This window comes from Psychroserpens sp. BH13MA-6, from assembly GCF_052983595.1.
In genome coordinates, this window is sequence record NZ_JBRJGE010000002.1 from 120,938 (window position 1) to 141,398 (window position 20,461).

Sequence of the window (20,461 nt, forward strand, 5' to 3'; positions counted from 1 at the left end):
CATTTATTTGAAAAGGGTTTTTTAGGCGTATAAATCTTGAAAGTCGTATTATTTGCGCTTATTTCGTTTGTTGTAATTTTTGTCGCCTCTAGTTTTTGGTTTCTTATATTTAGCGGCTATTTTAAACTTGTAGGAGCCACCCAAGTTTTCCTTCTTATTTTTGTCTTTCTTTTCATGAAAAGCGGGACCTGCGCTGTCTTCGTCAGTGCGTTTAGTTGGGTTGTTACGCTCTCTAATTTGTGGACGTTCTTCTCCAATAAGCTCTTTGGAAACTTCTACAGCATCAGGGAATTTCAACAATGACACATTTTTAGACATATAATTTTCAATCTCCTTAATGGCTTCTTGTTCTTTTTCCGTGGAAAAGGTGAGGGCATGACCTTGTTGCTCTGCTCTTCCTGTTCTACCTATTCGATGCATATAATTTTCTGGAAAGTTAGGCGTGTCAAAATTAATAACGTGGCTAACATTCTCAATATCTAAACCTCTTGCCATAACATCGGTCGCAATGAGAATGCGATGTTCTCCTGATCGAAATTGTTCGATACTTCTTAGTCTGTAATTTTGTGTCTTATTGGAGTGGATGACGCAAGCCTGTCCGGGAAAACGCTCTTCTAATTCATCGAAAAGTTTATCTGCCAATTTTTTAAAGGCGACAAACACCAAAACCTTATCATACACTGTGTTATCACTTAACAAATACTCCAATAAATTGACTTTGGTGTAAAAATTAGGCACATTGTAACGCGACTGTTCAATATTATGAAGCGGTGTTCCAGAAACAGCAACGGTAACGCGCTGTGGCTTAATGAAAAAATTAGTGATAAGTTCGTCAACGTCGTCTGTCATGGTTGCAGAAAACATAATATTTTGACGACGGTCTGGAAGAATATCAAAAATATTCAATAATTGGTGTCTAAACCCAAGATCTAACATCACATCCACTTCATCAATGACAAGTTTCTGTATAGACTTTAACTGAAGCACATGACTTACGGCTAAATCGAATAAACGTCCCGGAGTAGCGACGATAATATCCTGTCCTTGCGCAACAGCTTGCTTTTGAGTATTAATATTGGTACCACCATAAACACCTAAAACTCTGACATTAATGTAGGAAGCTAATTTTTCTATTTCATCAACAACTTGCACAACAAGTTCACGAGTAGGTACTAAAATGAGTACTCTCGGATTATCTTGCTTTGAGTATTTCAAATGACGTAAAATCGGTAACATGTACGCAAAAGTTTTACCTGTACCTGTTTGTGCAATACCAACCACATCTTTACCTGAAGCAACAATATTAAAAGCTTGCGCCTGAATAGGTGTGGGATATTCAAAACCTAAATCACCAAGCGCATTATACAAAGGTGTGTTCAGATTTAAATCTGCAAAAGTCGTTTGATCTTCCATGTTGCAAAGGTAATTTTTTTACTTCGGATATTCATACTTGTTATTGACAGCTTTAATTCGCAAATTTGCGATACATTTGAGAGTATTGAGAACAAGCGCAACCAAACATATTTCCAATCCTGAAATTTTCAAGAAGCAGATGCTATCTTGGAGCCAACAATTTGATGAAGTCGTTTGGCTAGATAGTAATGATCACAAACAAGAATTTTCTGCTTATGACGCGGTTTTGGCGGTTGATGCGCTCACGGTATTTCAAACGGATTACTTTGATGCTTTTCAGCAATTGCAGGAGTATCAGTCTTCTGTAAATGACTGGATTTTTGGCTATTTATCCTATGATCTTAAAAACGATATTGAACAGCTAAGCTCCAATAATTTTGATGGTCTAGGGTTTCCTGAATTATTCTTTTTTCAACCTAAAAAAGTGTTTTTGCTCAAAGGACATGTCCTAGAGATGCAGTATCTTAATTTTGTGTCCGATGAGCTTGATGAGGATTTAAAGTCTATAGCGGAAGAAGTGCTTGTGGAGACGGTAATTTGCCAAGAACCTGTAAAAATTAAATTGCGAATTCATAAGGAGAATTATTTTAATAAAGTGCGCCAGATGTTGGCTCATATTCATAGAGGTGATATTTATGAAGCTAATTTCTGTCAAGAGTTTTATGCTGAGAATACCCATATTCATCCTTTAGATACGTATCACAAGCTCAATAGCATATCCAAGCCGCCTTTTGCAACCTTTATGAGAATTTATGACAAGTATTTGATGTCAGCCTCACCAGAACGCTATATCAAAAAGTCTGGATTGGATATCACGTCACAACCTATTAAAGGAACGGCTAAGCGGTCTGAAAATAAACAAGACGATGCACACCTAAAACAGCAACTTTCCGAAGATGCTAAAGAACGAAGTGAGAATGTGATGATTGTGGATTTAGTTCGTAACGATTTGTCTAAAACAGCGGTTAAGGGAAGCGTAAACGTCAAGGAGCTTTGTAAGGTTTACACCTTCGAACAGGTTCATCAAATGATATCTACAGTGACTTCTAGAGTTGAGGAAACAACGCATCCGGTCGCGATTATAAAATCGACGTTTCCCATGGGCAGTATGACGGGTGCTCCTAAAATTTCTGCGATGAAAATTATTGAGGACTTGGAGGAGACCAAACGCGGACTCTATTCTGGAGCTGTTGGTTACTTTTCTCCAAACAACGATTTTGATTTTAATGTAGTGATTCGCAGCATCCTTTACAATGCGACAAATGCCTATGTATCCTATTCCGTTGGAGGTGCCATTACAGCAAAGAGTGACCCAAATAAGGAATACGAAGAGTGTCTTGTGAAAGCCAAGGCAATGCGAGAGGTTCTAGAGAATTAATAACACTTTTTAGTAATTACACATTTTAAGAATTACCTTTGATTTTGTGGAGCAAAAATTCAGTAAACATATTGATGAACACCTAGATTTTCTCAAGGAAGGTAAATTACTTCTAGCTATTTCTGGAGGATTGGATAGCGTGGTTCTAGCACATTTATGTTATGACTTAAAGTTGAATGTCGCCTTAGCCCATTGTAATTTTAATCTGCGTGGCGAAGAAAGCGATGCAGATGAAGCCTTCGTTTTGGATTTGGCAGAACAGTTCAACTTTGAGGTTTTTATTGAAAGTTTTGATACGGAAGCCTATGCAGAAACACATCAACTGTCCATCCAAATGGCAGCCAGACAATTGAGATACGATTGGTTCCATCAGTTATCAGAGCATTTAGGGTTTGATTTTATACTGACAGCCCATCATGCCGATGATAACCTAGAAACATTCTTAATCAATTTAACGAGAGGAACAGGCTTTAATGGTCTTACAGGTATACCTGAGATCAATCATCGCCTTGTACGACCATTACTCATCTTTTCAAGAAGTGACATTGAAGATTATGCAGAAAGACACCGACTTCAATGGCGTGAGGATAGCAGTAATGCTTCAGATAAATATCTGAGAAATAATATAAGACATCATGTTGTTCCCACACTCAAGGAAGGACGACAGGAGTTTCTTCAAAATTTTAAGAATACCCTTTCAAATCTAAATGATATCGCTGATATTGTTGCAGATCGGATGCTTGAATTTGAAAGTAAGGCGATTGAATCAATTGATGAAAATCAAGTTAAGTTCAAGATTTCAGAATTTAAAACTGTGAATAATCCAAGAGCATATCTCTACGAACTTTTTAAGGATTACGGTTTTACCGAGTGGAATGATGTCATGTACTTATTAGAGGCAAATTCCGGCAAATTTGTGATGTCAAAAACACACCGTTTGATTAAAGATCGGGATCATTTGATATTAACAGCTCTAAAAAAGCCTGTATTTGATGCTGTGGAAATACAAGACAATGACACCAAAGTACCCATTTCTAAAGGGATATTGTTTTTTGATGAAGCTGATGCGGTGACAACCACCAACAAAAATACCATTTATGTCGATAAGAATAAATTGGTGTTTCCATTATTGTTGAGGCATTGGGAACATGGCGACTCGTTTTATCCATTTGGAATGCGAGGAAAAAAGAAGTTAAGCAAGTATTTTAAAGATGAAAAGTACACCTTAGTGGAAAAGGAAAATGCGGTGGTGCTGACCTCTGGTGACCATATCGTCTGGCTTGTTGGTGAACGTGCCGACGACCGATTTAAAGTATCTGAACACACATCCCAAATTTTAAAAATCACATTAGAAACGAATGAGTCATAAACTGCGAGGACAAATTGTCGATATAAAGAACAGACGCATTTTTAAGGGCGAAGTAAGCATTTCCGAAGGCAAAATTGTGGCCATTGAAGAACAACAACACGATTCGGAACAGGTGATATTACCTGGTTTTGTGGATGCACATATACATATTGAGAGTTCGATGTTGGTGCCAACAGAATTCGCTAAAATTGCTGTAAATCACGGTACGGTAGCAAGCGTTTCTGATCCTCATGAGATTGCTAATGTACTTGGTGTTAAAGGTGTCAACTTTATGATTGAGAATGGAAAACTAAGTCCGTTTAAGTTTAATTTTGGAGCACCTTCCTGCGTGCCAGCCACAACGTTTGAATCTGCCGGAGCGACCATTGATTCAGACGCTATTAAACAGTTATTGGCCAACCCAGACATCAAATACCTTGCGGAAATGATGAATTATCCTGGTGTCTTGTTTGAGGATCAAGAGGTCATGAAAAAATTGGAATGGGCCAAGTATTATAATAAGCCTATTGATGGGCATGCACCTGGCTTAGTGGGAGATGATGTTAGTAAATATATTGGCGCTGGAATTTCAACCGATCATGAGTGTTTTACTTTTGAAGAAGGTCTGGAGAAATTGCAAAAAGGAATGAAAGTGTTAATTCGTGAAGGAAGTGCAGCTAAAAATTTTGAGGCTTTGATAGATCTTTTACCAGAACATTATAACCACATGATGTTTTGTAGTGACGATAAGCACCCAGATGATTTACTTATTGACCATATCAATAAGCTTTGTGCAAGAGCTGTAGCAAAAGGGATGGATATCTTTAAAGTCTTACAAGTCGCTTGTGTCAACCCAGTTGAGCATTACAATTTAGATGTAGGCCTATTACGAGAAGGTGATCTTGCCGATTGTATTGTGGTTGAAAACCTCCAGAATTTTAAGGTCCTTCAGACCTATATCAATGGAACTTTAGTGAGTGAAAATGGTAGTTCCAAGTTAAAGTCTGTCGCCTTTGAGAACTTGAATAATTTCAATACTGAGAAAAAGGATATTTCAGATTTTAAAATACCGTCTCACACCAAAAAAATTAGAGTCATTGAAGCTAACGAAGGACAACTGGTGACAAATGAATTAATTGCAGACGCCACCTACGATAAGGAAAACTTAGTCTCAAATACTGACAAGGATATTCTAAAAATGGCGGTTGTTAATCGTTATAATAACGATATGCCATCCTTAGCTTTTACTAAGAACTTTGGATTGAAAAAAGGCGCTATCGCGTCTTCGGTTGGTCATGACTCTCATAATATTATTGCCGTTGGTGTCTCTGATGACATGATTTGCAAAGCTGTAAATCTGATTATCGAAAATAAAGGAGGTATCTGCGCTGTTTCCGATACTGAGGAATTAATCGTACCCTTGCCAGTGGCTGGTATTATGAGTGACCAAGATGGCGAATCGATTGGGAAATCCTATGCAGCATTAGACCGTATGGCTAAATCCTTCGGGAGTCCGTTAAAAGCACCTTACATGACCTTATCTTTTATGGCCTTACTCGTCATACCAGCCTTAAAACTGAGTGATAAAGGTTTATTTAATGGTAAGGACTTTAAGTTTACTTCGCTCGAAGTGCATTAACATTTCTTTCTTAGATTTAATAGTTATAATAAGTATCTTTAAGCATTCTAAACTTTAAGACTTATGATAAGAAAGATACTTCTTTTAGCATGTTTAACAGTCATGCTCACTCATTGTAAAAAAAATATACCTTCGGAAGAAAGTGCATCTCAAACTACCGTTGAAACTACTGTCGAAACCGCTGAGGATACTTACGTTCAAGAGCATTATAATAAAAAGGAGGTGATGATTGAAATGCGTGATGGTATTAAATTACACACCACGATTTATACACCAAAAGATACCTCCAAAACCTATCCTATACTCATGATGCGAACGCCTTACAGCTGTAGGCCTTATGGTGCAAATGAATATAAAACGAAGATATCACCAAATAAATATTTGATGGAGGAAGGCAATATTGTGGTGTATCAAGATGTTCGCGGACGATGGAATAGTGAAGGTGTTTATGATAATATGAGAGCGTATATTCCCAACAAAACGGGCAACCAAACAGATGAGGCGAGTGATACCTATGATACCATTGAATGGTTGATTAACAACGTAGAGAATAATAATGGGAATGTAGGAACTTGGGGAATTTCCTATCCAGGTTTTTATGCGACCTATTCTTTGTTGTCTAATCATCCAGCATTGAAAGCTTCGTCACCACAAGCTTGTATAGGCGACTTCTATTTCGATGATTTTATACATAATGGCGCATTCTTGTTAAGTTATTGGAGAGCAACATCTGTTTTTGGTTATATGAAAGACCAACCTGTGAAAGAAGCGTGGTACGAGTTTCCAGATATAGGGACTGAAGATCAATACCAATTCTTTTTGGATGCTGGTCCTTTGAGTAATCTTGATGCCTACTACGGACCTGATAATGTGTTTTATGAACAAATTAAAACGCATCCAAATTATGATGAGTTTTGGCAAAGTAGAGGTATTATCCAGCATTTAAAGGACATAAAACCAGCAACGATGATTGTAGGTGGTTTTTTTGATGCTGAAGATTTATACGGCCCATTTTCAACCTATGAAAGCATTGAGAACAATAGTGATAATTATAATACAGTCGTATTTGGGCCTTGGAGCCATGGCGATTGGGCGAGAACGCGAGACCGACAAGTGGTAGGGAATATTCATTTTGGTGATGGTCTTTCAGATGACTTTCAGAAACATATTGAAACCCCCTTTTTTAATCATTTTCTGAAAGGTGAAGCTAACGGTAATACGAAGTTGCCTGAAGCACATATGTTTGATACGGGTAAAAAAGAGTGGGTTAATTTTGATTCTTGGCCTCCTAAAAATACTGAGAAGGCGACTTATTTCATGCAGCCTTATGAACGATTAACTCAAAAGGCGAATCGCATGATCGCAACTTCTGATTTTATTAGTGATCCTAAAAAGCCTGTACCTTATTCGGAAGATATCAAAGTGGTGTTTACGCCTAGAAAATTTATGACCGATGATCAACGCTTTGCAGCACGTCGTCCTGATGTCTTGGTTTTTGAGACGGAAATTTTAGAAGAGGACATGACTTTGGCTGGTGACATCATGGCTAAATTGAATGTATCAACGACAGGTACTGCTGCTGATTGGATTGTAAAAGTCATTGATGTGTTTCCTGGAGACACAAAAACACCAGAAGATACTGAAGATGTTCAAGATCATTTAAAACTTAGCAATTATCACATGATGGTAAGAAGTGAGGTGATTCGTGGTCGTTTCAGAAATAGTATGAGTGAGCCAGAACCATTCGTTCCTAATAAAAAAACAGCCGTTAATTTAAAATTACAGGATGTATTCCATACCTTCAAAAAGGGACATAAAATTCAAGTGCAGGTACAGAGTACGTTCTTCCCATATATTGACGCTAATCCGCAAACCTATGTGGACAATATTTTTGACGCTAAGGCGGAAGATTTTAAAACGCAGACTCATAAAGTCTTTAACGATTCTTCTATTGAGTTTACGGTTCTAAAATAAGATAAGTTTCATGCCAATATTGGATGTTCATTATAAACCACCCATCCTGTTTCGGAATGGATTTGTGGCAACTGTTTACTCAGGCTTATATCGAAAGGTTCGTGGTATTCAACAAAAACGCGAACGGATAGAAACACGGGATCAGGATTTCTTGGATTTGGATTGGAGCTATGCTAAAAGTTCTTCCGATGCTGTTATTATTTTATTACACGGATTGGAAGGTCATGCACAACGACCCTATATCACTGGAACAGCAAAGCTATTCAACGACAATGGGATAGATGCTGTAGCCGTTAATTTTAGAGGCTGTAGTGGCGAAGGCAATCGATTTTACCACAGTTATCATTCTGGAGCTACCGATGATTTGGATGATGTAGTACAACATTGCGTTCAACAAAAAAACTATCAAAAAATTTATATTAAGGGCATTAGTTTAGGTGGCAATATCACCTTGAAATATCTCGGCGAAAACAGGCCCAGACCAGAGACTATAAAAGCAGCCATTGCCGTTTCAGTTCCAGTGCATTTGAATGGATCTGCTAAAGAATTACACCGTTTTAAAAACAAAGCTTTTGCTATTAATTTTAGAAGACATCTAGTTGGAAAATTACAGGTAAAGCTTCAGCAGTTTCCAGAACAAATTTCTGAAGAGGATATCAAAGCGATCAAGACTTTAAGAGATTTTGATGAAATTTATACCTCAAAAGCGCATGGCTTTAAGGATGCGATGGATTATTATAATCAATCAAGTAGTCTTCAATACTTAGAGGCTATTGAGGTGCCAACGCTATTGATTAATGCCTTGAATGATTCCTTCTTATCACACGAGTGTTATCCAGTAAAAATTGCCAAGACTAACGACAATTTATTTTTAGAAATGCCAAAATATGGTGGTCATGTTGGGTTTGTTTCAAAGAACAATGTATATTACAACGAGAAAAGAGCTCTAGAATTTTCAAGACAATTTACCTAACTATAAATGTCTACCTTAAAAACCGCTATTATTACGAACTCCAACGGCATGGAACTCCATGTGTCCAATTTTGGCGCCACTATTTTAAGTCTGAAAGTACCCAATAAGCAGGGCAGTCTCACTGAAGTAGTGGTGGGTTTGTCTTCGCCTTTAGATTATCTAAAATCTGATTATTTGGAATTAAATCGCTGTTTAGGAAGTTCAATAGGACGCTATGCAGGTCGTATTTCCAATGGGCAATTCAACATCGATGGCGTGTCATATGATTTGTCGTTGAAGCATGGTATACATCTTCATGGTGGATTCAACGGATTTGATAAAAAATATTGGGATTTTGATGCTGTCATTAGAGATGACAACCCGCAAATGACACTCACTTATGTTAGTGATCATATGGAGGAAGGTTATCCTGGAAATTTAAAAGTTAAAGTGACTTACCAGCTCACCGCTTCCAATGAGCTCATTATCACTTACAAGGCAGAAACAGATCGTCCAACACATGTGAATTTGACCAATCACGCTTATTTCAATCTCAATGGAAAAGGAAGTATTTTGAGTCATGAACTTCAAATTCAAAGTGATCAGTATTTAGAAGTAGATTCACAGCAGATGCCTACAGGAATACTTTTAGAAACAACAGCGAACAAAATGGATCGAAAAGAGCCGTCAGAAATAGGTCGTCAAGACTTTGATGGATATGATGATACCTTTGTTCTGAATTCTGATGTTGATAAAGCAGCTGCTATATTATCTTCTGATGTAACAGGAATTGAAATGACGGTTTTTACAGATCAACCAGCGTTGGTGATTTTTACGCCAAAGGCATTTGATCAGTTTTCCTTTAAGGAAGGCCTCGTGTTTGATGATTATCCAGCCATTTGTTTCGAGGCGCAAAACTTTCCTGATGCGCCTAATCACATGAATTTTCCGTCATCAATTTTAAGTCCGGGAGAACTTTACCAGAATACCACTTGTTTCAAATTTTCATTGCTTTAGAGTTTCAGGAAACCCTACCACAACAATATCCCACAATTCGGGTAATAAAAAATAAACGAAGAGCGTAACAACCACGATTGAAATGACGTTCATCACAACACCTTTGCCTACCATATCAGGGATTCTTAGATAACCAGATCCAAAAACAACCGCGTTTGGTGGTGTGGCAACAGGCAACATAAAAGCGCAGGATGCCGCTACTGCAGCACCTACCATAAGCACAAAAGGATGAATGTCTACCGACAAAGCCATTGGTGCTAATACAGGGAGTAACATGGCTGTAGTAGCCAAATTAGAAGTGATCTCGGTTAAGAAATTGACAGAAGCCACTAACAGAAAAATGAGCAGTATGGTTGTAATACCAGCCAAAGAAGTCATTTGATTGCCAATCCATTCGGCCAATCCACTCGTCTCAAAGCCTTTGGCCAAAGCCATACCACCTCCAAATAATAATATGATTCCCCAAGGTATTTTAACCGCTTCTTCCCAATTGATAAGGCGTTCCTTTTTACTCTTTGATGGGATTAAAAACAAGACGACTGCAAACGCCATGGCAATGATGGTATCGTCAAGAGCAGGTAGTATTTTTTGTAATAAGAAGGAACGAGTAATCCAACAAAAGGCCGTAAGCATAAAAATGATGGCCACCAATTTCTCCTCGTAACTAATGCGTCCTAGGGATTTTAAAAGTCGTTTGATTTCCGCTTTTCCACCAGGAAATTCTGTCTGTTTAAACGTAAAGGCATAGCGTGTGAGATATTTCCAACAAATAAAAAGCAAGACCATAGAGATAGGGAAACCAAACATAAACCATTGCGAGAATGTAATTTCGTAATCATAAATATCAGAAACGACACCAGCCAAAACAAGATTGGGAGGTGTGCCAATTAACGTGGCAATACCTCCAATAGAAGCGCTATAAGCGATGGCTAACATGAGCGCTTTACCAAAAATGCGGTTTTCATTCTCTAGGGTATTTGGATTGTCCTTGAGCTGTTTAATGATGGCTATACCAATTGGTAACATCATGACGGAGGTTGCTGTATTGGATATCCACATAGATAGGAAAGCTGTGGCAAGCATAAACCCTAAAATAATTTTCTTGACGTCACTTCCTATAATGTTGATGATATTAAGCGCAATACGTCGGTGTAAGTTCCATTTCTCAATGGCAATCGCAATGATAAAGCCGCCTAAATATAAAAACACGTATTTATGTCCGAAGGCACTCGTAGTAGCAGGTAAATCTAATCCGCCAGATAACGGGAATAAGATTATAGGTAGGAGTGCCGTAATTGCAATTGGAATGGCTTCAGTAATCCACCAAACAGCAATCCAAGCTGTCGTAGCTAAAACGGCATTCGCTTCAGGAGAAAGACCCTCAGGTTTAAAAAATAAAAGAATCAGAATAAATAGCGCTGGGCCTAGAAATAAGCCAATACGTTTGGTGAGGTTCATTGACAAAGTGATTGAATCAACTAAGATAAAAATTTACAAGTATAATGTTTCAATTTGCTGGTTTAAATTTTCTAGAGGGCTAAATTTTGCAGGTATTTATAGAAACTTTTTTGTAATTTTAAATCCTCCCTTGCATTACTGGCTAATGAATTAATTAATCTGAAATTTCAACTAATACAACCTCTGTCAATACAATAACATGTATGGCAATCTAAATGATATGATGGAATCAGCACCAGAACAATCCACCTCGAGTACAGGTAACATTCCAAAGAATTATACCGTCTATAATTGTCATACACATACCTTCACCATAGACCATGTACCAAACAATTTTGGAAAGAAAATCATGCCTGTGTTGTACCAGGTGATTACCATGAAAGTGGTTAAATGGTATTATTTAAATTTAACGTATCGCAATAATAATTACAAGCGTTTTATACATAAATGCAATAAGGTAAAACACTTCTTTTTGGACATTCTAAAGTTTACCCGTGTGTTGTATTGGTTGTATACCTTGCTTCTGTTTTTCTGCAAATGGCTATTTAAAATGCTCATTAATATATTGGCTTTAAGCAATTTGTTTAGCAAGCAAAGCAAAGCGGCATTTAAGCGATTCACAACAATAGGTCGCTATGCGACTTACAGTAAATCAGGTCAACGTAAAGTTTTCGATTTACTAGAAAAAACTTATGATACCAACACAAAGTTCGTGGTCTTGCCTATGGATATGGATTATATGGAGGCAGGGAAACCCATTGCCAATTACATGGCACAATTAGATGAGCTCTTGAAAGTTAAAAAGAATAATCAGGATCAACTATTGCCTTTTGTGTTTGTAGATCCAAGACGCATTGTGGATCCATCGATTAATATCAACGGCTTTTCATATCAGGCTTATGTAAAACGTAACTTGTCTAGAGAAAATTTTCACGGTATTAAACTATATCCAGCTTTGGGGTATTATCCATTTGATAAGCATTTAATAGATACCTATAAGTTTGCCCAGGAACACCAAATTCCAATCACAACCCATTGTATAGAAGGTACCGTATTCTTTAGAGGTAAAAAGAAAAAGGAATGGGACACGCATCCCATTTTAAAATATACGAAGAAAAAGGAACAAGGACCCATTCCAATGCCTTTGCCACAGACTAAAAACTTTGATTTTACGACCAATTTTTCTCATCCGCTCAATTATCATTGTTTGTTGGATAAAGATTTATTGAGTGCTTATTTAGGAGAGACAGTCGATTTGAGTCAACTAAAGATTTGCTTAGCACATTTTGGTGGATCTAAAGAATGGCTGCGTTATACTGAGGATAATTGGAATAACTATAATAATAACATATCCCATAGTTCTAGGGTCGATTATTTCAATAGAAAAATCAAGAATACCTTGAATCATGGAAGTACCCGAACCATTTGGTGGAACGCTAGTTGGTTGTCTATAATTTACGATTTGATGATCAAATATGACGGTGTATATACCGATATAAGTTTTATCATTTTTAATGAAGAATTATTTCCGCTTCTGAAATATCTGCTTCAAGATGATAAGGTGAAGGATAAGATTCTTTTTGGCACAGATTATTATGTTGTCGCACAAAAAAACACTGAAAAAGCCTTGTTCCAAAACTTGAGAAGCTATATAGGAGAAGACTTGTTTTACCTCATCAGCCATGTCAATCCCAAACGTTTTTTGAGTACCAGTTGGACCACTTATTAAGCATTTTATTGATTTCAATGCGATTCTCGTCATTTTTATAGAATATTATCTATATTTGAGTAAATATTCTATACATGCTTAAAAAGGTTTTTGGAAGTGCCGTATTTGGTGTTGAAGCAACCACCATAACGGTTGAGGTGAACGTAGATTCTGGTATTGGTTATCATTTGGTAGGCTTACCTGACAATGCCATTAAGGAAAGTAATTTTAGAATTGCAGCCGCGCTTCAAAATAATGGCTATAAGATTCCAGGAAAAAAAATAATAATCAATATGTCGCCTGCCGATTTGCGTAAGGAAGGCTCTGCTTACGACCTCACATTAGCTATTGGTATTTTGGTTGCTTCAAAACAGATTAAGGCAGAACACCTTGAAAACTACTTAATTATGGGAGAGCTGTCTTTAGATGGTAATTTGCAACCAATTAAGGGCGCGTTACCTATTGCGGTAAAAGCTAAAGAAGAAGGTTTCAAAGGATTTATTCTACCAAAGCAAAATGCTAGCGAGGCAGCTATTGTAGAAGGATTACAGGTATATGGCGTAGACACTATTAAAGAGGTGATTGATTATTTTCATAGTGATGTCCCTATAGCACCAACCGTCATTAATACGCGAGAAGAATTTTACAATAATTTAAATTTTCCTGAATTTGACTTTAGTGATGTTAAAGGACAGGAAAGTATTAAGCGTTGCATGGAAATTGCGGCAGCTGGTGGTCACAATATTATCTTGATTGGTCCACCTGGTGCCGGAAAAACAATGTTGGCCAAGCGATTACCTTCCATTTTACCTCCAATGACCTTGCATGAGGCTTTGGAAACTACCAAAATACATTCGGTAGTAGGGCGCGTCAAAGCACATTCTGGACTTATGGCTCAGAGACCATTCCGTAGTCCACATCACACAATTTCTAATGTGGCCTTGGTTGGTGGAGGGAGTTATCCACAACCAGGAGAAATCTCTTTGTCGCATAATGGTGTGCTTTTCCTTGATGAACTTCCAGAATTTAAAAGAGAAGTTTTAGAAGTCATGCGCCAACCTCTAGAGGATCGTGAAGTGACGATTTCGAGAGCGAAATTCACGGTGACTTATCCATCGTCCTTCATGTTGGTCGCAAGTATGAACCCAAGTCCGGGAGGTTATTTTAATGATCCCAATGCACCTGTCACGTCTTCGCCAGCAGAAATGCAACGTTATTTGAGTAAGGTCTCAGGACCCTTATTAGATCGCATTGATATTCACATTGAAGTAACACCTGTACCATTTGATAAACTTTCTGATGAGCGAAAAGGGGAAGGGTCTGTAACTATTAGAAAACGTGTCACCGCAGCTAGGGAAATACAAACTAAACGCTTTGCAGATTCTAGTTCCGTGCATTATAATGCTCAAATGACCTCTAAGCAAATTAGAAAATACTGTCAATTGGAACCTTCGTCCAAAATCCTCTTAAAAACGGCTATGGAACAGTTATCCCTTTCCGCCAGAGCCTATGATCGCATTCTAAAAGTCTCAAGAACCATAGCTGATTTGGAAGCATCAGAACACATTACTGGTGCACATATTTCCGAGGCCATTCAATATCGAAGCATGGATAGAGAAGGTTGGTTGGGTTGATTATAACGACCACTCTTAAAATTTCATTTTAAATCTTGCCCTTACTAAATTTTCAGATCTCACCTGTTGGATTTGGATTAGGTAATTCTACTTGTATTTATGAATCAGGTATTTGTACTCTACAAATAATCGCTTAATAATCAGACATTTATATCGTCTTAATTAACCTTAATATTTTGAGGGAAATCCTATTAATGGAGATTAAGATCGCAACTTACTAATATCAATATAAAATATTAAGCACATGTCCACACACACACTACACTTCGATTTTAATCATGTTTCAGGTTATGAAAATAAGACGCTTTATTTGAAAATTAGAGGGAGTATCGCGCCAATTGAATTACACACTGAAAAAACACTTCAAGATGCAGCCAAAGAAAATTTAGTTTGTAAACATTTACTCTCTGAAAATCCCACAGCACTTACGCATTTTATTCAAGTACCTCAGAAACATTTTCATAAGGATTGTTTGACCATGATTGAAGTGGTTGGTGAGTATGATCCACATGATGGTGATAACCACTTACCGGATTTATACCATATGTCATATAAGGCGAATAATGAAGATCATAACGCATATATGAAACGATTGTGCGAGAAACATGGTGCATCTGTTCAGAGTCATATACTTCATGCTTATGGTGTTGAAACAAAGGTATCTAATTCTGATGTTCACAATTTAATGATGGATGAATTCAATGTGCTTGGGCCATTGGATGTTGCTAAGACCCTCTCTGGACAGCACCCATCCGTGATGAGCAATAAGCCAATGACATTTCAGGCTATGATGAATGAGCATGTGTATCCGTTACAAAAATCGGATCCTGATAGTATCAGACAGATTAATAACGTGACCTTGCTTAAAAACTCAATACAATCACAAGGTCCAGCCACAAAAACCAGCGGATATGCTAGGATTGTACAACCAGTTAATCCTGATACAAACAAAGGGATGACTTACGAGTTTGATATTGATAAAAGAAAAGCTGGTGATCCTTTATTAACTTATGAACTTACTAGTGAAACGGAATCATGGTTGGCTGCAGCTGCAGCGCAACCTGTTCAAACTTCCCGAAATGATACTCAGTTTCAAAATCAAACCTGGTCTGTAGATCAAGGGCAAGCATCTTATAACAAAGCCAACACCGAAACTCAAGTTCCAACACATAAAGCCACTAGAGAGGCTTTTATGCTCCAAGAACTCGCTGTTACAAAACCAGGTGGTATCTGGACCGTGGCGCCAAATACCTCTACACATGGTATTACGGCAGATCAAGGTTCTATTACATTCGATGATCAAAACAATTTCTCAATAGATATTGGTAATAACTTCTCGCGCATAGTAGGTGCCTATGTTGAATTTTATACAGATACAGAATTTAAAAAACCAATAAAGAATCCAACGGGTTGGAAGCCTGTTTCAATTCCTTCCATTTTTGAAACGGATGAAAAAAAGTTTTTAGAAATGATTTCTAATGTGAATACCATTATGGGGATTCCTATGCCTACAGATCCTACAAAAATGGACTTTGTGTGGCCTGACGATGCTAAGTCGGCTAAATTGCTTTTTGGAGGTATTGGTACTTACAATTACGATAAAAATATTGTCTGGCCTGGTTTTATTGAAACCGGAATATTCAATTTTGGGATTCCCATATTCTTTATGGTGGCAGGCGCAGCAGTAACCAGTTCTACGTGGTATAAAGAATTTATAAAAGACACCAATAATATTGCCGCTGCAGCAGGCGTAGGATTTTCTGGCGGTTCTGTCGCTTTTGGCGGCTATGCGGCAGTTAAAGGTTTAAAGAAAGCCCTGTGGACTTTTGGAGGTTTGATTGCTGGAATTATTATTAAAAAGGGGTTTGAATTGATTTTGAAGCAAATCATGCTAAAGATTACAGCTGCTGAAATTGCGAATGCTATTCCATATGTTGGTATTGCCACAAGAATAGCTTCTATTGCTTTAGATGCCGCTCAATTAGCAGTTTCTTTAGGAGAAGTTTTATCGTCACCTGCCGTTATTGAAATTGAAGTTAAACGACAAATGACTTTGGATTTCACCTTGCATCCAGATCCGAAACATGGTGTTTCAGGGCAGCCGCAAACAGCAATATGGCCGGCAGTTGGAGACAATTATCGCATTTTAGTCAACTATAAAAACGGTACGGGATTTGAAGCCAAAGGTCAGGTGCCTTTAACATCGCAAGGTGGTTCTTCAAATCAAGCTATCGTTGAAGATTTTATCGTGCCATGGGGTGGCTCCTTTCAAATAACGGCTGGAATTTATTCTAAAAATGGTTGGTTATGTGGTAAATATCAAAGTGATTGGATTGAAGCACAACCAGATACAGTTGCTTCTGGTAAAAAGACATGCACTGGAAATATTACTGAACTTCTCGTACCACTAACACAAGATACGCAGTACAACTTTATGCAAAAGATGATTTTTGATACCACTGATAACAAACACAAATGGTGGGGAACATCTGAAGGTGCAACTATTCCTTCAGAAACTTTAAGCAGTTTAAATCCTTCAAATACGGGTAATAATATAGCGCAGTTAACAGGTCTTACAATTAACAGGTCTGCCTATATGATAGGTTATGGATGGCAAGCAAGTGGCGAAAACATTCCTCTTGAAGATGGTCCAATAGATTCAGGTCAAATGTTTGTGTTTCAAAACCTAGGGGTTTTACAAGATCCTGATTCCATAAAGCTAAAAGGCGGGACTGATTTGAATATTGCTAAATTTCCTTCCTTTGGATTTAAAACAAAACCTGGTATTGCTTATGATTTATATGGTGGTACAGCGACTGAAATAGGTGAGCTTAATTTTGTGCTTGACACCAAAGGTGGCGACATAGGTTATTTAAGACACGTAGACTTGCTCAATAGTAAGAGTGACTTTGATTTGGATAGTGGTCTTTCTTATGGGACATTCACTTTAGGTGATATCGATGCTATGGTCGTACATCCTAATGGTTATATCGTAGCCGTGAATTACAGTTCTCATAGAATGCAAATTTTAAAACTTCCTAAAACGGCAGTGCCTGATTCTGATTCACCAGCGGCTGTTGTCGTCTCTAATAAGGGTATTCAAGAAGGCTTAATGCTGGGACCTATTGCATTATCCATAGCGCCAGATGGAAAAATCATGGTGCTTGAGTCCATAAGTGAAAGAGTACAAGCCTTTGATATTAAAGGAAATCCAGCGCCAACCTTCACAGGAGAACAGCTCTTTACGATTACTGGTGGTGCTTCAATGGCGGCTGAGCTTGATAAAAAAGTAGCACCAGCTCAATTGATTCAATCATTCTTAGATAATAATTCTGCACATTTATTTGATCTTGATAGAAGCTTGGTGTCAGTGCTGGATGCCGCTAAATTAGACGATACTATTGTGAATGCTTTTTCTGATCACATGATTTACTTTGCTTATGAGAGAAACCAGAATGGATCCATTGATACATCTTCAAAAGATTCAACAAAAGTTACAGTAATAACAGCCGGTAGTCAATGGAACATAACTGATCCAACAAGAGATAACACTTACATATTAACTCTTTCAGGAGGTAAAATTAGCGTCAATGATCAATTTAATAAAACTCAGGTTATTATTTTGGTTAAGAATAATTCATGGCAGTTAAAAGATTTGGCTGGAGCTAAATCTTATCTTATTGAGAAATCAGGTAATGACCTGGTCGTTTCAGAATATCTGTCATATTTCCCAATTAATCCCAATAATGAGAAACTAACATATTGTGATGTCGCCATTGAAAGTAAAGGCTATTTGTACGTGCTTGCTTTTATTGGTGATGCTTCTCAAGGGACTATATCGAGTGACGCGTATGTGATGGATGTTTATACGCCAGAGGGCAAACATTTGTTTAGAACACCAGATCAAAAGTTATCTGGTGCAACCAATATGCAACACATTGCTGCTGGAAAATTGGCAATAGACACGTTCAGAAACTTATTTACTTTAAACTTCGAGAAATTATCAGGTCCAAATGGTCGAACAGAACCATCCATAAGTCAATGGATACCGACACCGCCATTATTTGAATTAGATCTGGGCGATGCAAAGACTTTTGATAGCGGTGATTTAACCAATATCGGTAATCTTTTGGCCCCTCATGGTATCACATTATCGAGTTCAGCAACTATTGAGACGCTTAAAAAAGGAGAACATTGGACCATCGATGACATAGGAAATAATAAAACTTATGACATTGTCACGACCATCACCAACCTTGAAGTATACAACATACCTTCCTGAAAGTGAGACCTAACAAGGCCAAACAATTAAAAATAAAATCATTTAAAAATGAAAGATATGAATCGTTATGATGAACTACTAAAACTACTAGAGGTAGACGGTAGTAATGAATTTACTGCCAATCTGGAGGCAGAGAAAACCACAATTAATTCAGAAGATGCAAAGCGACGTTATTTTGAACTCACGGATATTTCGAAGGAAGAGCAAGCTCATTTTCCAGATTCCTTTGAAGTTATCGCCTCAAAAAATATTCTGATCACACCAGAAAATCCTTTCATTATTGAAGACAAGAATACGCCTGTGGCCTATCATTTTGATACGATGACATTTCAGGATGGAGGTCAAATAATATGTTATGCTTCGGCACTTATTACAGTGGAGACATTAATCAAATAAAATCATTACTAAGTTATTAATTAAAACCATAAGATCATGCAACAATTTGCAAACTTTGAACAAGACATTTCTAATCTAACAGCACTTGGTGTTAAAAAAGCGACAGAACGCACAACTTCTTATAATACAGGAGATTATCCTGACGGACTTGTGTTGTCTTCAGATCCTAGTAAATCTCATATTCCAGCAGAGATTATCACAGTAAAAGATGTAAAAACATTAAAAGAACTTTGTGGTGTTTCAAATACAATGGCTCGAAATGTGATTACAGATGCTTCAAGAATTCCACCAAATTTAAATACTCTGAAAGAAGCCATAACAGATCCTTTTCACCCTCATATTTGTAATGCCATGAGTGAATATGTTTTTGGTGATTCTACCAAGGTGGATTCTTGGGAAGGTCCAATCAATGATTTACGGTTCCCTATGCAAGTCTCAATTTTTACGGCCGATAACATTAATGTACAACCTGGAAAACCACTGAAGTTAGAAGGGACCGACGAGAAGCCAATTGCCTTAGTCGTTGATAAAATTACGGTAGAATCGGGTGGTCAAATAGTAACAAAGGGACCTGGAAAAGTAAGTTCAAAAGAGGCGATTTCGGCAGATCCAACCACGCCTTCAACCGTTACACTATTGTCTATTGGTGGTGATGGTGGTGATGGCGGTGTTGGTGGTAATGGTAGTGATGCAGGGCCAGGAAGTAAAGGGCCTGATGCCTCAAAAAACGGAAAGCATGGTTGTAATGATGCTGGCGCTGGAGGTAAAGGTGGTGATGGGACAGGTGCCACTAAAGGTGGTGATGGCGGTGATGGCGGTGAAGGTGGAATTATTAATTTTTCATTTCCTGTAATGGAAGGAAATTTTACAGTAGGTAGTATTGGTGGTAATGGTGGTGATGGCGGTAGAGGTGGCAATGGTGGCAATGGCGGACCTGGTGGACCTGGAGGTGATAGTTGCCGGACCTGTGGTAAAGGTGCACAAGGACCAGGTGGTAACGGAGGTGATGCAGGAGATGGCGGATTAGCAGGAAATGGTGGAAATGGTCAAAAAGTATACATCAATTATAATTCAGGAAGTCCAAAATTTCAATTATCGCCACAGAAAGCTAACGGCGGAAAAGGAGGTAGTGCTGGTACACCTGGCAAGTATGGCACTGGGAACCCTAATGGAAAACCAGGTGCTTCAGGAAAATCACAGGATGGCGGCAAAGGTGGAACACCTGGTCAAGTCATCATTAATGGGAGTCCCATATCATAATC

The 20,461-nt window shown here is 37.9% G+C and carries 13 protein-coding genes; 11 read left to right on the top strand and 2 right to left on the bottom strand.

Going from position 1 to position 20,461, the window contains the following annotated elements; genetic code table 11:
- Nucleotides 1–48: 48 nt before the first annotated feature.
- Nucleotides 49–1,413 (bottom strand): DEAD/DEAH box helicase, encoded by a 1,365-nt coding sequence (locus tag ACU8DI_RS05130; protein ID WP_447111678.1) that lies wholly within the window; start codon nt 1,411–1,413, stop codon nt 49–51.
- An 85-nt stretch (nt 1,414–1,498) separates the two neighbouring features.
- Here ACU8DI_RS05130 and pabB point away from each other — a divergent pair, with 85 nt between their 5' ends.
- From pabB to ACU8DI_RS05160, 6 genes are all read left to right on the top strand, one after another.
- Entirely contained in the window at nt 1,499–2,791 is a 1,293-nt protein-coding gene (gene pabB / locus ACU8DI_RS05135) for an aminodeoxychorismate synthase component I (RefSeq protein ID WP_447111679.1), read from the top strand.
- Nucleotides 2,792–2,837: 46 nt separating this feature from the next.
- A complete protein-coding gene (tilS, locus tag ACU8DI_RS05140; protein WP_447111680.1) occupies nt 2,838–4,160 on the top strand; it encodes a tRNA lysidine(34) synthetase TilS in 1,323 nt (440 codons plus the stop codon).
- Nucleotides 4,150–5,778, top strand: coding sequence for an adenine deaminase (gene ade, locus ACU8DI_RS05145; protein WP_447111681.1), 1,629 nt, complete (start codon nt 4,150–4,152; stop codon nt 5,776–5,778). The genes tilS and ade overlap by 11 nt, the downstream gene beginning before the upstream one ends.
- A gap of 63 nt (nt 5,779–5,841) precedes the next feature.
- Nucleotides 5,842–7,752, top strand: coding sequence for a CocE/NonD family hydrolase (locus tag ACU8DI_RS05150; RefSeq protein WP_447111682.1), 1,911 nt, complete (start codon nt 5,842–5,844; stop codon nt 7,750–7,752).
- 10 nt (nt 7,753–7,762) lie between these two features.
- Entirely contained in the window at nt 7,763–8,725 is a 963-nt protein-coding gene (locus ACU8DI_RS05155) for a YheT family hydrolase (protein WP_447111683.1), read from the top strand.
- Between the two features lie 6 nt (nt 8,726–8,731).
- Nucleotides 8,732–9,721 carry an aldose epimerase family protein gene (locus ACU8DI_RS05160; protein WP_447111684.1) on the top strand — a complete coding sequence of 330 codons (990 nt, stop codon included), beginning with the start codon at nt 8,732–8,734 and terminating at the stop codon, nt 9,719–9,721.
- On the opposite strand, the gene ACU8DI_RS05165 is transcribed toward ACU8DI_RS05160, so the two are convergent.
- Nucleotides 9,710–11,179 (bottom strand): SLC13 family permease, encoded by a 1,470-nt coding sequence (locus ACU8DI_RS05165; RefSeq protein ID WP_447111685.1) that lies wholly within the window; start codon nt 11,177–11,179, stop codon nt 9,710–9,712. The two genes, ACU8DI_RS05160 and ACU8DI_RS05165, sit on opposite strands and share 12 nt — an antisense overlap.
- Nucleotides 11,180–11,378: 199 nt before the next feature.
- On the opposite strand from ACU8DI_RS05165, the gene ACU8DI_RS05170 reads away from it, so the two are divergent.
- From ACU8DI_RS05170 to ACU8DI_RS05190, 5 genes are all read left to right on the top strand, one after another.
- Nucleotides 11,379–12,908 carry a hypothetical protein gene (locus tag ACU8DI_RS05170; RefSeq protein ID WP_447111686.1) on the top strand — a complete coding sequence of 510 codons (1,530 nt, stop codon included), beginning with the start codon at nt 11,379–11,381 and terminating at the stop codon, nt 12,906–12,908.
- A gap of 74 nt (nt 12,909–12,982) precedes the next feature.
- Nucleotides 12,983–14,521: a YifB family Mg chelatase-like AAA ATPase gene (locus tag ACU8DI_RS05175; RefSeq protein ID WP_447111687.1), complete on the top strand. Its 1,539-nt coding sequence runs from the start codon at nt 12,983–12,985 to the stop codon at nt 14,519–14,521.
- Nucleotides 14,522–14,765: 244 nt separating this feature from the next.
- Nucleotides 14,766–18,803 carry a hypothetical protein gene (locus ACU8DI_RS05180; protein WP_447111688.1) on the top strand — a complete coding sequence of 1,346 codons (4,038 nt, stop codon included), beginning with the start codon at nt 14,766–14,768 and terminating at the stop codon, nt 18,801–18,803.
- Nucleotides 18,804–18,851: 48 nt separating this feature from the next.
- Nucleotides 18,852–19,199: a hypothetical protein gene (locus tag ACU8DI_RS05185; RefSeq protein WP_447111689.1), complete on the top strand. Its 348-nt coding sequence runs from the start codon at nt 18,852–18,854 to the stop codon at nt 19,197–19,199.
- A 36-nt stretch (nt 19,200–19,235) separates the two neighbouring features.
- On the top strand, nt 19,236–20,459 hold the full coding sequence (locus ACU8DI_RS05190) for a hypothetical protein (protein WP_447111690.1): 1,224 nt from the start codon (nt 19,236–19,238) through the stop codon (nt 20,457–20,459).
- The last annotated feature ends 2 nt before the right edge of the window (nt 20,460–20,461 follow it).

Coding starts and splice junctions, on each gene's coding strand:
- ACU8DI_RS05160 (WP_447111684.1), top strand. CDS start 8,732: ATGTCTACCTTAAAAACCGCTATTATTACGAACTCCAACGGCATGGAA.
- ACU8DI_RS05175 (WP_447111687.1), top strand. CDS start 12,983: ATGCTTAAAAAGGTTTTTGGAAGTGCCGTATTTGGTGTTGAAGCAACC.
- ACU8DI_RS05185 (WP_447111689.1), top strand. CDS start 18,852: ATGAAAGATATGAATCGTTATGATGAACTACTAAAACTACTAGAGGTA.
- ACU8DI_RS05130 (WP_447111678.1), bottom strand. CDS start 1,413: ATGGAAGATCAAACGACTTTTGCAGATTTAAATCTGAACACACCTTTG.
- ade (WP_447111681.1), top strand. CDS start 4,150: ATGAGTCATAAACTGCGAGGACAAATTGTCGATATAAAGAACAGACGC.
- ACU8DI_RS05150 (WP_447111682.1), top strand. CDS start 5,842: ATGATAAGAAAGATACTTCTTTTAGCATGTTTAACAGTCATGCTCACT.
- ACU8DI_RS05165 (WP_447111685.1), bottom strand. CDS start 11,179: ATGAACCTCACCAAACGTATTGGCTTATTTCTAGGCCCAGCGCTATTT.
- ACU8DI_RS05170 (WP_447111686.1), top strand. CDS start 11,379: ATGTATGGCAATCTAAATGATATGATGGAATCAGCACCAGAACAATCC.
- ACU8DI_RS05155 (WP_447111683.1), top strand. CDS start 7,763: ATGCCAATATTGGATGTTCATTATAAACCACCCATCCTGTTTCGGAAT.
- ACU8DI_RS05190 (WP_447111690.1), top strand. CDS start 19,236: ATGCAACAATTTGCAAACTTTGAACAAGACATTTCTAATCTAACAGCA.
- ACU8DI_RS05180 (WP_447111688.1), top strand. CDS start 14,766: ATGTCCACACACACACTACACTTCGATTTTAATCATGTTTCAGGTTAT.